This window comes from Proteus sp. G2618 (assembly GCF_009915995.1).
GTDB lineage: Bacteria > Pseudomonadota > Gammaproteobacteria > Enterobacterales > Enterobacteriaceae > Proteus > Proteus terrae.
The window spans coordinates 263,146-276,471 of sequence record NZ_JAABNI010000025.1 but is presented as its reverse complement, the minus strand read 5'-3'; the positions used below and the strand labels follow the sequence as shown (position 1 = coordinate 276,471).

Genomic DNA, 13,326 nt, shown 5'->3' with positions numbered 1-13,326 from the left:
ATTATAATTTGGGATTTATTGTTACTTAAAATTTATCTGAAAGGCGGTTCATTAAAAGTTCTCAATTTACGAGAATGTAAGCTACTCTCCTCTTGTTTAAGCAATTCAATAGATTCAATACCAATTTGTAAATGCTCTGATACTGCACCTTCATAAAAATGATTAGCCTGACCGGGTAATTTAATTTCACCATGTAAAGGTTTATCAGATACACACAATAATGTGCCGTAAGGAACTCTAAAACGATAACCTTGTGCTGCGATTGTTGCACTTTCCATATCAACAGCAACGGCACGACTTAAGTTAAATCGTCTAGCTGAGACAGAAAAACGTAATTCCCAGTTACGATCGTCTGTTGTTACAACAGTTCCTGTTCTTAATCTTTGTTTTATTTCATGCCCCGGTTTTCCACTAATTATTTTTGTTGCATCGTAAAGCGCGCGCTGCACTTCAGCAATATTAGGAATTGGAATATCAGGTGGTAATACGTCATCTAAAATATGATCATCACGTAAATATGCATGCGCTAATACATAATCGCCAAGTTGTTGGCTTTCACGTAAACCACCACAATGGCCAATCATTAACCAAACATGAGGGCGTAAAACAGCTAAATGATCGCAAATTGTTTTTGCATTTGAAGGCCCTACACCAATATTAACTAATGTTATTCCTGGACCTTCTTTTGCAATTAAATGGTAGGCTGGCATTTGATATTTTTTCCAAGTTAAATCGGATATTAACTTTTCAGGATCAACAGTTTCAGCCGTAATTTGCTGAAAGCCAGCACAAGAAAGCGCGCAATATGGACTATTTTTGTCTGCGACTTGTTCACAAGCCCAACGAACAAATTCATCAACATAGCGGTTATAGTTAGTGAATAAAATATAAGGTTGAACATCTTCAGGTAATGTACCTGTGTAATGTTTTAAACGAGCCAATGAAAAATCTGTACGTAAAGCATCAAAATGAGAAAGTGGTAAAACATCCCTATCAAAAATTAATCCATCAGTAACTTCGTCACCAATTTTAGATAAGTCAGTTGTCGGGAAATATTTAGCTAAAGAAGCACTCATTTTTCTATCAAAGCCAATGCCTGTTCCATCAATGACAAAAGGATAAGGGATTTCTTGTTTTGAGGCGCTGACTTCAAAAGTTGTATAGTAGGCATCAGCAATAAGTTGCAATTGTTCTGATAAATAATTTTCAAATAAAGCGGGATTAGTAATAGTGGTAGAATAAGTTCCTGAGCGAGATAAACGCCCATAAGCTCTCGTTTTATCTTCTGTTTTTGTTTCACCAGACCAATATACCGTTAATTGAGGATAAGCAAATAATCCTTCAGCTCTTTGTTTTACATCGGGTAATTTTCCATCTTGTGCGTAATCAACAATTGCATTACGTAATGCATCAACAGCATTTTGATATTGTTCTTTTAGTTTGGTAATAACTGCTTGGATTTCAAGGTGATGAGGTTGCGACATAAAAAGAGCCTCTTACTTATTATTAATTTATAACCATAATAGCAAGAAGCTCTGTTTAGCCCAATAGTCAATATTTCAAGATTGCGTATTCATATTCACTTTCGTTATCAAGAACAAGTGTTTTATTTTTAATATCATACTCAAAAATTAATTTAGTTTTATCTTCTAACGTAATACCCCTTCCGACTAATAATAACTCTGAAATATTAGAGTTAACAATACCCTTAATATTCATATATTTCTCTAATGAAAAAGGCTTTCCTATAAGTTCTTTACTAACGAGGTTGACTAAATTACAGTGTTGCTCATTAACATAAGGTAACTCTGATTCCATTAAATTCACTATATTTTCTTTATTATTAGTACTTTTATCTTTTAATGATTTTTTATTTTCTATTTTAATTTTTATTGTATTTTTACTATTATCTTTTATAATATCTATTGCCGTTTCTGCTGAATAAGGAACATTAATTAATCCCGCAAGTGTATCTTGTTTCATCAAAAATGATTTAAATTCAAGAAGTCCTTTTTGATATAATAAGGAATAAATTAGTTCCTTATCATTTTCATCCAAATCTGTAAATTCATTTTTTAATTTTTCAAACTCTAATTCTTTGAATAAATCCTCGGCTAATCCTTCTGGTTTATCTCTTAGGCCAGCAATAGAAACACCATTAATTTTCAATGACATCCTTGATAAATCAGTAAGTAGTTCAGCCTCGATTTTATCTAATAATCTTTTACCTTCTTTATTTGCTTTTTTCCTTTCATCTTCAATTAGTACCTTAAATTCACCAGGGAATTTCTTACAATCAAAATTAGCTTTTTTATATAATCTATTTGCTAATATGAAATCTCTATCAAATTTATTTTCATTTACAATCTTAATTCTATTGTTTATTAAATCAATAATAACTTCTTTTTTAATATCATCGCTTTTATTAATGTTATTCTTATTTTTTTCAACCCAGATTGCTATAGCATCAAATATAAACTCATCAAAATTATTTTCTTTTAATGCTATTATTATATCTGTTATTGATTTCAAATCCTGGTCAATATCATTTATATTATATGAGAAGCTTATTCTTTCACCGTAAGGATTTTCATCCAATTTAATAGAATAAGTTATTTCATCACCGTTTATTTCAATCAAAAAAATTTTTTTATATTCATCACCAATAGTAAGGTGTTCTAATTTACAGAACCCAAGCAGGTTACCTAAATTATATATACCATTACTAAAAAAAGTATTTTTAATTAATGGGATAACCGTACTTTCTTGTCCAAAACCAAACCAATTTTTTATTTTTTCCCATATAGTTCTTGCATCTAGTGGATTGGGTGTATTTTTTATTTGTTTTGCATTCACAGAACTTATTGAATAATCAGCAATTTTCATTATCATAATATTCTCCTAATATTATAAAATAAAAATATCAGGATAAAGATTTTATGATATAAAAAAACAATCTAGTTATTTTTAATAATGAAACCTTTCTATATTGCTAAAAAACTTAAAATAATAGGCAATGTCAGCACTGCAAATATCGTCTGAGATGTAATGATCCCTGCCATTAACTCAGAATCCCCCCCTAACTGCCGGGTTAAAATATAAGAAGTGGGCGCTGTTGGAATAGAAAAGAAAACAACAAAAAGCGTCATAACTAATGAAGATAAGCCTAAAAAACAAGCAATGCTATACGCGATTACCGGTACTATAAGCAAACGAGTAACTGTGTTAATACCAATCATTTTGCTTTCTGCTTTTAGTGTTGATAGATGCAATGCCGCACCAATGCAAATAAGGCCTAAAGGTAAACTCGTTGCTGCTAACAATTTCAGAAATTGATCACTACCAAAAGGAAGCCCAACCCCTAACAAATTTATTATGATGCCAATAACACAAGAGATAATTAAAGGGTTTTTTATGATAGGCAATATCAGCTGACGCGAAGTCACATTTTGCCCTGCTGTTAAACAAAGTACCGAGGTCACATTTGATAGGGGAACTAGTGTTGCTAGAATCAAAGCCGCTATTCCCAAACCTTCAACTCCAAATAAATCAGCAACAATAGCTAAGCCTAGATAAGTGTTAAACCGAATATTGCCTTGAACAATCGCACCGAAGCGACCAGCAGACCACCCTGTTATTTTTTTCAAGATAATGCACAATATAGTGACAATTAAAACGACAGAAAAAATAGCACCAGCAAGGTGAGGTAATTGCGGATCAGATAAAGGAGCATTTGCCAAGCTATTAATCAATAAGGCAGGAAAAAGTAAAAAATAGTTAAGTTTTTCAGCTCCAACCCAAAATGCAGGTTCAAACGTTTTATTTCTTCTTAAAATTGCACCTAGCGCAATTAACGCAAATAACGGCCATAACGTTAATAACACATTTTGCATAATATTTATCCCAAAGATACTGTGATACTTCACAATATCGCAACATCATGAGGATTGCTATTTTATCTTATTAATATAAAAGCTAATTCAAAAAATGATAAAAATAAATTTATACCGCATTTTAAGAATAGCTTTTTTATTATTAGTCCATTATAAAAAATATCCTTTTAAGATCGTCGAAATACAAGCGACTAATCTAAATCAATGTACATGCGGTAACAATGTAAACTTGCTTTCGCTAAATCAGAATAATAATCACGCTCTTCTAATGCTTTAAAACCCTGTTTTAAATAAAATAATACTGCATTAGGTGTTGCATCTAAAAATAATTTAGATTGCCCTCTTTTAATTGCCTCATGCTTCAGTTGCTTTAAAATTAATCCTGCAAATCCTTTTCCCATGTATTCAGGGAATGTAAAAATAGCTTCAGCAAAACCAGTTTTAACATCTAAGAAACCCGAAGAAACAGGAATATTGTATTCTTGATAATCAATCACATAAAATGGATTATCAATAATAGCCTGCCGATATCCTTCAGGCATCTCATCAGGAGTCCAAGCGGCTAAAATCTCTGATGGATAAACATTCTCACAACCAAATCGCAATGCTTGATTTCGTAAATACCACAGCCTTCTTGCTTCCTGTGGTTCAGCGAGTCTAAGTTGAATCATACTCATTTCCATCTTATTCATTAGAATTAAGAGCCTCAAATTAGTAAAATAATTTATTCTAACAATACATTTTAAATTTTAATTTTTTAGTGTTACTTTTTTAAGAGCGTGATATGTTTTTGCAGAAGGAATAATGTAAGGAAATCTTATGCCCAATTCAATATTACCTTCACCAATAAAAAAAACCTCCTTTTTTGTTGCTGGTTCTCCACTTCCTTTTTATTATCAATGCATCTCAGGTGCAATTAGAGAAATCTACTTTTCCAAAATTTCACTTATTCACCATAATGGATATCAAACTGAAAATACACATCCAAAGTTAATTCTATGTAGTCATCGGAACAGTGCTTTTGATGGCTACATTGCATTAAAGGCATTTCCTCAAGCTCAAGCTTTAGCATCAATTCAATTATTAAATAGTCGTTTAATGAGAACTTTTTTTACAGGTATTCCTGTAGTTAGAAAAAAGGATAGACAACGTTTAGGTGTAAATGCAAATACATTTTCAAGTCCTTCAGATGCTGCAATTGCGCATATAAAAGCAGGTGGCAACTTACTCTTATTCCCTGAGGGCAGTAGTGAGTGGGGTTTCCAGCCATTACCTTATCAACGAGGGGCAGCAAGAATTATTAGAACACTAATCAGTGAGGGAGTAGTTTTTGATATTATCCCTATGGGCTTGTTTTATATAGCCCCTGATAAATTCAGTTCAAAAGTTGAAGTTTATATTGGCGAAAATATTTTTATAAATTCACAAAAAGATAATTTGTCAACCAGAGAATGGGAACAAAATATTCATACTGAAGTTTCTACAGCATTAAATAAAATTTCCGTTAATTGTCCAAACATTGATATTTTTGAGAAAGCATCAGCCTATGCGTTTAATAAAAATAAGGACGGTCATTCTTATGCTGAATCCTTTATTGCCTATCAAAACAACCTAGTTGAATCAAATAATGACAATCAAAATATAGAAAGAAATTCTCAATTTCCTATATTACTTTTGCGTTATATTTCATTTTTATTCATGTATATTTTATTTCCAATATTATTATCGTCATTTATTGCGTCTCATTTTGCTGATGCCCGTAATACCATTAGCTTTTTCAAAATATTAGGAGGCGCAATAGCGGCTGCAATTTGGATCCCCATCTTAATCATGCTCCTATTCTTTTTCCCTATATTTATTGGTATAAGTTTAGCTAGTGCACTATTCGGTTTTATCTTAATAAGGAAGAAAGGCGCTCAAATATGTTAACCATGAAAACCAGAGTGCTTTTTAACCATTTATTTTCTCTACAACTGTTTATTATTTGGGCATTAGGAACTTACGGAAGTTGGTTAACGAATGCGACAGAAATGTTGTATCCCATATTTTTAGGCTCTTTTTTATGGGTAACACTCGTTTTTGTTGGATACAAAACACAACATGCAACCTCTTATTCTAGATTCTATTGGTTTGGTTTATTACAACTGATTACTTGTTGGACTATTTTTCCTCTATTTAAATCGATTCGCTATGGTTTATATCAATGGAATTTTGATGATATTTTATATAAATTAGATAAAATCCTATGGGGTGGAAAAAGCTTGCCAGAATGGACAATTTCTTTACAGTCAGGTTGGCTAAGTGAATTTCTTTCTTTTTGCTATTTTAGTTTCTACTTCTTGATTATTGGCAGTGCCCTTTTCTTCTTTTTTAGCCGAAATAATATACTGGCTAAAAACTATTTTTTCGGCTTAATGCTAATGTATTTTTTCGGCTTTATTGGTTACTTCTCTATCCCCGCAGCCGGCCCTTACTCTGCTTTTCCTTCTGATTTTAACTATCCAGTTTACTCTGGTGCTATGACATTATTTCTGACTGATCTTGTTGATAAAGGAATTACAGGAATGGATGTCTTTCCTTCATTGCATACAGGGATCACTCTTTATATTGTTGGCTTTTTCTATTTTTCAGGTTATCGAAAAACAGCGTATTGCTTATCTCCTATCTTAATAGGGCTTATTTTAGCAACTGTCTATTTACATTATCACTACGGCATTGATGTTATTGTCGGTGCTTTGCTTGCATCATTGGTGCTTTACATCACTTGTAAAAATAATAAGGTCGAATATGGAACTCATTTATAAAATTAACGAACCTATTGCTTCTGAAGTATCTATTAGTGGAGGTAAAGGCGCGAGTTTAGCAAAAACAATTCAATCACTGCCTGTTCCTGATGGTTTAATCCTCTCTTGTCAAGCTTACCAGTTATTTATTACACCCTTACTACCTGAAATTAATCGCTTATTATCAGAAAAAAAGCAAGAAATTGAAGTCGTTAGTAAAAATATTCGCCATTTAATTTTACAAGCATCCATGCCAGAGAGCTTAATTCATTCTTTAAGTTCAAGATTAAAAGAACTCCAATTAAATAATACTGCTTTAGCCGTAAGATCTTCCGGAACATTGGAAGATATGCCTGGAGCCGCCTTTGCAGGGCAACACGATACGGTATTAGGTGTTAAAACTTTGCCTAATTTACTGGACGCAATTCGCCAATGTTATGCATCTTTATGGCACACGCACGTTATGCTCTATCGCCAACATTTAAATTTACCCCATACTCAAGCATCAATGGCAGTTGTGCTACAAAGAATGATTAACGTCCAAGAAAATGAAGCTGCGGGTGTGGCTTTTTCTGTTGATCCAGTTCAAGGCTCTCTTTCTACTGTATTAATTAATGCTGCATTTGGATTAGGTGAAACTGTTGTTGCTGGTGAAGATCCTGTTGATGAATTTCTTATTGATAGAGAGAGTTTCACATTAAAACAAAAAACGATTGCTCAAAAAATAAATGCCATTGTTATGGTTGATAATGGTACTCAAATCTTACCACTTAAATCTGCTCAACAATCCATATCCTCGCTGACAGCAGACCAGTGTAGACAAGTGGCGGAACTTGCTATCTCAGCAGAAAAATATTTTGATTTCCCACAAGATATAGAATGGGCATTTCATGATGGAAAATTATGGCTTTTGCAATCACGTAATGTGACACAAATTGCCCCCATTTGGACAAGAGAAGAATCAGCAGAAAGATTTCCTAATCCTATCACGCCATTAACATGGGATATGTGTGAAGCAGGTTTTCATTCATCATTAAACTTTAGCCTTAATCTTATGGGACTTCCTTCATTTAATGGTAAATGGTTCGGAATGCAAGATTATTATATTTACGGCAACCAAAATGCGGTTTCCTTGTATAATAATCGTCTCCCTACATCGATGATGAATGATTTGCCTACCCTGTTAAAATCTTTGCCTGAAATTGCACAAAAATTCAGTTGGGTACAGGAATTACCTATCACTTGGATGCGTGATTTAGATAAATATTTAATCTCTATTGGCGCATTGATGAATGAACCATTGCAGGATAAAAGTTTGCTTCAACTATGGGATTATGTGCAAAGAATTAATAAATTAGGTGCTGATTACTTTTTACCTAACATTGCCATATCCTTGACTCAGCGCTCACTCTATTCTGCATTGATGGCATTGCTAAAACTCTTCTTTAAAGAAGAAAAATATGCACATACAGCATTCGATAATTTAATTGCTATGTCTGAAACTAAAACTGGACAAGTGAATGCAGAACTCTGGGCTCTTTCTCGTTATGTTCGACAGCACCCTCAACTTCTCAAACTTATAACATCCATTGTTCCTGAAAGTATTATGCAAGAAATTGAGGTATGTGATCCTCATTTTTACCAGCAATTTACCTTATTCTTAGCTAATCATGGTCATAGAGAATTAGATTTTGATGCATATCATCCTACTTGGTTAGATGCCCCACATATTGTATTAACTCAAATTAAAGCAATGGCAGATTTAACAGATGATAAACAAACAGATGATCCGTTAGGCAAAAAAATCCTACAGTCAGAAACTGAATTTTCAATTATCTCTGATGCGCCTGAAGAGTTGCGCTTTTTCTTACAAGAGATTATTCGATTAGCTCGCGTCTATACTGCACTTGATGACTTAGAGCATTATCAAACAACTCGATTAGCCTTACCTATGCGTCGCGGATTAAAAGCGTTAGGAGAGCGATTAGTTATCCGTAGTGTTTTAGATTGCCCAATGGATATTTATTTTGCTAATGAACAACCTTTAGCTGATGCAATTCTTGCAGATAATCCTACTGAGTGGAATCAGTTACGTCATCATATCTACCAAAACAAAGCAGGATATCTAAAAGCAAAATCAGTCACTCCACAATGGATCTATGGTGAAGATAGTTGTAATGAACTAAATACAAATAAGCATCAATTAAAAGGCTTAGCTGGTAGTGCAGGTATTATCGAAGGCGAAGTTTATCTTGTTTATGGCCCAGAGAATTTTGCCGAATTTCCACAGAATGCCATTTTAGTTGCAAGAACAACTAATCCTGCATGGACTGCTCTCTTTTATCGCGCATCTGGCATTATTACAGAAAGCGGTGGGCCATTATCTCATGGTGCGGTTACTGCTAGAGAATTGGGATTACCTGCAGTAATGGGGGTTCGCAATATCTTAAATATTTTAAAAAATGGGCAAAAAGTGAAAGTTGATGGACAAAAAGGCATAATTGAGATTTTGTCCTAATAATTTGAAAATCATCACCGCTAGATCAGGAAAAGCATCTAAACGATGCTTTTCTTTTTTTATTTTACTGACTTTTTAACTATCCATTTTACTGTTGTTATCTCTCTCTTTTGAAACCTTGTTAATATCAACTTTATAAGCAGATGGTGCAAGTAAAGCGACCAACCCAGTTATTAATAAAATGGCATATAATATCGTTAACATAGATGGTGCATTAAAGAATAAATATGGTGTTAATAAGATAGGAGTAACCGTTAAAATAATTGAAATAACAACAGGATAACCTATGCCTATATCTCTTACTCGTTGAGATAATATGAGCGTAAATATGTAGACTTGTGTTATTAAAAATACTAATTCTATTAGGCCATATGATGTAAAAGAGAATTGATAGTAAAAATAATATTCAGTAACCAACTCTACCTTTTCGGGATAAAGTGATATAAACCATCGATCTGCTAAGTTCTCTGCAATAGAAAAGAACATTGTCCAAGCAATTTCTAGACCTAAAAAAGAGAGTCTTCCACGCCTTTGTTGTTTCCATTGATAAGCAAGTTTAGCTTGCATAATAAATCCCTTCATTTTTAAAGTATATCTCTATCTTTTTTATCATAATACACTTAATATTTATCTCCAAAATAATGATGTGATAATCTGATAACAGCACAAAAATACCTTCAAATTTTGATATTTAGTTTAACAATCGCCTCTTATTATTTTGCTTTTTTTTATCTAACTAAAATATTAAATATATAAAGAGCTACTATGCTACCTATTCAAACAACCCGTTTTGCCCTTCTTCGTTAAAAACAACCTTATTACTTAACAAGAAGGGCTTTAAAAATGAATTATGAAAAAATCAAATTAGAACAATGGAATAGAAAAGAACATTTCTTACATTATCGACATAACCTACAGTGTGGTTTTAGCTTAACAACTAAAATAGATATTACTGTCTTGAAGACAGTATTAGCTAAAAATAATCTTAAGCTTTACCCTGCAATGATCTATTTAATTGCGAAAACAGTTAATAACTACTCTGAGTCTAGAATGACAATCAAAGATGATGAATTAGTTATTTGGGATTATATCAATCCCGCATACACAATTTTTCATCCAGAGACTGAGACTTTTTCAGAGTTATGGAGCGAATACGTTGAGGATTGGCGTTCTTTTCTAGAAGGATATAATCAAGATTATCAAAAATATAAAGATAATCTAAGTCTATCCGCTAAAGGTAATTTACCAGAAAATCATTTCTGCATTTCGATGATCCCATGGGTAAGTTTTGACGGATTTAATTTAAATATAGCTAATGTCAAAGATTATTTTCCCCCTATTTTTACTATGGGAAAATATACTCAACAAAATGGTAAATTTCTATTACCGATATCTATTCAAGTGCATCATGCTACATGTGATGGTTTTCATATGGCTAGAATGATCAATAAACTTCAAGAGTTATGTGATGGTTTTTCGGGCTAACAATATTGATTTTTAAATAAAAAACACCGCTCTTTTATCAATTAAATAAAAGAGCGGATTATTATTAGAGAAACTCACTTGAAAACCAATAATTATCTAACTTGTTTATTGATCCATTTAATTTCTTCATTGGTGAATCGAATATTACTTTCTTTAGTTGTATCAGTATCTAATTAGCTAATAACTTATGTACAAAAAAAGCATCTTAAAAAAGATGCCTTTCTCTATAACTTATTGATTATCTTTGATTTACTTATTTTGCACTGGTACGAATTAAGTAATCAAATGCGCTTAATGAGGCTTTAGCACCTTCACCGGCGGCGATAATGATTTGCTTATAAGGAACTGTTGTACAGTCACCGGCAGCAAATACACCTTTGATATTAGTTTCGCCACGGGCATCAACAACAATTTCGCCCATCTTATTACGCTCAACAGTACCTTCTAACCACTGTGTATTAGGTAATAAACCGATTTGAACGAAAATACCTGCTAATGCAATATCGTGCATAGAATCATTAGTACGATCTTTGTATTTTAGGCCAGTTAACTTAGTGCCATCGCCATACACTTCTGTGGTTTGCGCATTTAAGATAACTTCTACATTGCCTAAGCTACGTAATTTCTTCTGTAATACCGCATCTGCTCTCATTTCTGGCGCAAATTCTAATACTGTTACGTGTTCAACTAAGCCAGCTAAGTCAATTGCAGCTTCAACACCTGAGTTACCACCGCCAATAACAGCAACTCTTTTACCTTTAAACAGTGGGCCGTCACAGTGTGGGCAATAAGTTACACCACGAGTACGGTACTCATTTTCACCGGGAACATTCATATTTCTCCAGCGAGCACCTGTTGCAATAATTAAGCTACGAGTTTTTAAAATTGCACCTGACGCCGTTTCAATTTGGTGTAATTCCCCTTCAGACGCCCCCGGAATTAAACGACTAACAGTTTGGCTATCAATCACATCCACTTGGTAATCATCAACATGGGCTTTTAATGCACCAGCAAGTTTTGCACCTTCGGTTTTCGGTACTGAAATATAGTTTTCAATATCAACAGTATCAAGAACTTGGCCACCAAAACGTTCACCGATAAGACCTGTATTTAAACCTTTACGAGCAGAATAAACAGCAGCTGATGCACCAGCAGGGCCACTACCCACAATCAATACATCAAATGCATCTTTTTGATTTAATAATTCCGCAGTACGTTTTTCTGCATTGCTGTCTACTTTATTAACAATTTCAGCTAAGGTCATGCGACCTTGACCAAATTCGTTACCATTTAAGAATACAGCAGGAACGCCCATGATATTACGTTCCTGAATTTCATTTTGGAACATGCCTCCGTCAATCGCAGTATGTGTGATCTTCGGATTTAAAATCGCCATTAAGTTTAATGCCTGAACAACATCAGGGCAGTTATGACAAGAGAGCGAATAATAGGTTTCGAAATGAAACTCACCGTCTAACTGACGAATTTGTTCAAGTAATTCTTGTGCTTCTTTTGATGGGTGACCACCGGTTTGCAATAATGCTAAAACCAATGAAGTAAATTCATGACCTAATGGCGAGCCCGCAAAGCGAACCCCGGTTTCTTTCCCTGGGTTGGTAATAAGAAAAGATGGTTTACGTACATTAGCGTTATTATCTTCACGATAAGTGACTTTATCGGATAATGGTTCGATTTCTTTTAGTAACGCTTGGATATCAGCAGAATGTTTACTGTCGTCTAATGTTGCTACTAACTCAACTGGCTGGGTTAATCGTTCTAAATAAGCTTTCAATTGAGCTTTTAAATTATTATCTAACATTTTTGCACCCTCAATAAAATCGGGTGCCGAAACACCCGATAAATAACTTTTTAGTGGCTTAATTCTTATTTAGATTTTGCCAACTAAATCCAGTGATGGAGCTAAGGTTGCATCACCTTCTTTCCATTTTGCTGGGCAAACTTCACCTGGGTGGCTAGCTACATACTGAGCAGCTTTAACTTTACGCAGCAGGTCTGATGCATCACGGCCAATACCTTCAGCTGTGATTTCAATTGCTTGGATGATACCTTGTGGGTCAACAACAAAAGTACCACGGTCAGCAAGGCCTTCATTCTCACGCATATTTTCGAAGTTACGAGTTAATGCGCCAGTTGGGTCGCCAATCATGCCATATTTGATTTTACCGATAGTTTCTGAGCTGCTGTGCCATGCTTTATGGGTAAAATGTGTGTCAGTAGAAACTGAGTAAATTTCTACGCCCATTTTTTGGAACTCAGCATAATGATCAGCTAAGTCACCTAATTCAGTTGGGCACACGAAAGTGAAGTCTGCAGGGTAAAAGAAGAAAACGCTCCATTTGCCTTCGACGTCCTTTTCAGTCACTTCTACGAATTGACCGTCTTTAAATGCCATGTTTTTGAATGGTTTGATTGGGGTATTAATTAAAGACATTGTATTTCCTCCTGTTTGGTATGGGTCTAATGTACCTATTCCACTTGAGAATAGCTAATACATTCCTGCTATCAGTTCAATAGGTTTTACCTAATGAGTTGAAGAAATTGATAGAGGTAGGTTAACGAAATGTAGCTATTAAAGCAAATGTACAACAAGTAAATTATGCCTACTTTCTATTAGCCTATTCTTTGT

Annotated in this window: 11 protein-coding genes; 4 read left to right on the top strand and 7 right to left on the bottom strand. The window is 33.9% G+C overall.

Annotated features, from left to right (window positions below; genetic code table 11):
* Window positions 1-32: 32 nt before the first annotated feature.
* The 4 genes from GWJ01_RS16155 to GWJ01_RS16140 all read right to left on the bottom strand — a co-directional run bounded on the left by GWJ01_RS16155 (window position 33) and on the right by GWJ01_RS16140 (window position 4,570).
* Window positions 33-1,484 (bottom strand): AMP nucleosidase, encoded by a 1,452-nt coding sequence (locus GWJ01_RS16155; protein ID WP_161711303.1) that lies wholly within the window; start codon window positions 1,482-1,484, stop codon window positions 33-35.
* A 67-nt stretch (window positions 1,485-1,551) separates the two neighbouring features.
* Window positions 1,552-2,892, bottom strand: a complete 1,341-nt coding sequence (locus tag GWJ01_RS16150) for a hypothetical protein (protein WP_161711302.1) — start codon at window positions 2,890-2,892, stop codon at window positions 1,552-1,554.
* A gap of 92 nt (window positions 2,893-2,984) precedes the next feature.
* A complete protein-coding gene (locus GWJ01_RS16145; RefSeq protein WP_161711301.1) occupies window positions 2,985-3,893 on the bottom strand; it encodes an AEC family transporter in 909 nt (302 codons plus the stop codon).
* Window positions 3,894-4,084: 191 nt separating this feature from the next.
* The gene (locus GWJ01_RS16140) at window positions 4,085-4,570 is read right to left on the bottom strand and encodes a GNAT family N-acetyltransferase (RefSeq protein WP_109402327.1); all 486 of its coding nucleotides are present in this window, start codon (window positions 4,568-4,570) and stop codon (window positions 4,085-4,087) included.
* A gap of 142 nt (window positions 4,571-4,712) precedes the next feature.
* Here GWJ01_RS16140 and GWJ01_RS16135 point away from each other — a divergent pair, with 142 nt between their 5' ends.
* Genes GWJ01_RS16135 through GWJ01_RS16125 form a run of 3 tightly spaced genes read left to right on the top strand, consistent with a single transcriptional unit; the run spans window position 4,713 to window position 9,194 of the window.
* On the top strand, window positions 4,713-5,822 hold the full coding sequence (locus GWJ01_RS16135) for a 1-acyl-sn-glycerol-3-phosphate acyltransferase (protein ID WP_161711300.1): 1,110 nt from the start codon (window positions 4,713-4,715) through the stop codon (window positions 5,820-5,822).
* The gene (locus tag GWJ01_RS16130) at window positions 5,816-6,697 is read left to right on the top strand and encodes a phosphatase PAP2 family protein (protein ID WP_109402329.1); all 882 of its coding nucleotides are present in this window, start codon (window positions 5,816-5,818) and stop codon (window positions 6,695-6,697) included. Before GWJ01_RS16135 ends, GWJ01_RS16130 begins: the two co-directional genes overlap by 7 nt.
* On the top strand, window positions 6,681-9,194 hold the full coding sequence (locus tag GWJ01_RS16125; protein ID WP_109393792.1) for a PEP/pyruvate-binding domain-containing protein: 2,514 nt from the start codon (window positions 6,681-6,683) through the stop codon (window positions 9,192-9,194). The genes GWJ01_RS16130 and GWJ01_RS16125 overlap by 17 nt, the downstream gene beginning before the upstream one ends.
* A gap of 75 nt (window positions 9,195-9,269) precedes the next feature.
* Here GWJ01_RS16125 and GWJ01_RS16120 read toward each other — a convergent pair whose 3' ends face one another.
* Window positions 9,270-9,761 carry a hypothetical protein gene (locus GWJ01_RS16120; RefSeq protein ID WP_109393793.1) on the bottom strand — a complete coding sequence of 164 codons (492 nt, stop codon included), beginning with the start codon at window positions 9,759-9,761 and terminating at the stop codon, window positions 9,270-9,272.
* 276 nt (window positions 9,762-10,037) lie between these two features.
* Between GWJ01_RS16120 and catA the strand changes: the two genes are divergently transcribed.
* On the top strand, window positions 10,038-10,679 hold the full coding sequence (gene catA, locus GWJ01_RS16115) for a type A chloramphenicol O-acetyltransferase (RefSeq protein ID WP_109402330.1): 642 nt from the start codon (window positions 10,038-10,040) through the stop codon (window positions 10,677-10,679).
* Window positions 10,680-10,932: 253 nt separating this feature from the next.
* On the opposite strand, the gene ahpF is transcribed toward catA, so the two are convergent.
* Window positions 10,933-12,498: an alkyl hydroperoxide reductase subunit F gene (gene ahpF / locus GWJ01_RS16110; protein WP_075673632.1), complete on the bottom strand. Its 1,566-nt coding sequence runs from the start codon at window positions 12,496-12,498 to the stop codon at window positions 10,933-10,935.
* A 69-nt stretch (window positions 12,499-12,567) separates the two neighbouring features.
* On the bottom strand, window positions 12,568-13,131 hold the full coding sequence (gene ahpC / locus GWJ01_RS16105) for an alkyl hydroperoxide reductase subunit C (protein ID WP_006536680.1): 564 nt from the start codon (window positions 13,129-13,131) through the stop codon (window positions 12,568-12,570).
* Window positions 13,132-13,326: the final 195 nt, after the last annotated feature.

Coding starts and splice junctions, on each gene's coding strand:
- GWJ01_RS16155 (WP_161711303.1), bottom strand. CDS start 1,484: ATGTCGCAACCTCATCACCTTGAAATCCAAGCAGTTATTACCAAACTA.
- GWJ01_RS16150 (WP_161711302.1), bottom strand. CDS start 2,892: ATGATAATGAAAATTGCTGATTATTCAATAAGTTCTGTGAATGCAAAA.
- GWJ01_RS16145 (WP_161711301.1), bottom strand. CDS start 3,893: ATGCAAAATGTGTTATTAACGTTATGGCCGTTATTTGCGTTAATTGCG.
- GWJ01_RS16140 (WP_109402327.1), bottom strand. CDS start 4,570: ATGAGTATGATTCAACTTAGACTCGCTGAACCACAGGAAGCAAGAAGG.
- GWJ01_RS16135 (WP_161711300.1), top strand. CDS start 4,713: ATGCCCAATTCAATATTACCTTCACCAATAAAAAAAACCTCCTTTTTT.
- GWJ01_RS16130 (WP_109402329.1), top strand. CDS start 5,816: ATGTTAACCATGAAAACCAGAGTGCTTTTTAACCATTTATTTTCTCTA.
- GWJ01_RS16125 (WP_109393792.1), top strand. CDS start 6,681: ATGGAACTCATTTATAAAATTAACGAACCTATTGCTTCTGAAGTATCT.
- GWJ01_RS16120 (WP_109393793.1), bottom strand. CDS start 9,761: ATGCAAGCTAAACTTGCTTATCAATGGAAACAACAAAGGCGTGGAAGA.
- catA (WP_109402330.1), top strand. CDS start 10,038: ATGAATTATGAAAAAATCAAATTAGAACAATGGAATAGAAAAGAACAT.
- ahpF (WP_075673632.1), bottom strand. CDS start 12,498: ATGTTAGATAATAATTTAAAAGCTCAATTGAAAGCTTATTTAGAACGA.
- ahpC (WP_006536680.1), bottom strand. CDS start 13,131: ATGTCTTTAATTAATACCCCAATCAAACCATTCAAAAACATGGCATTT.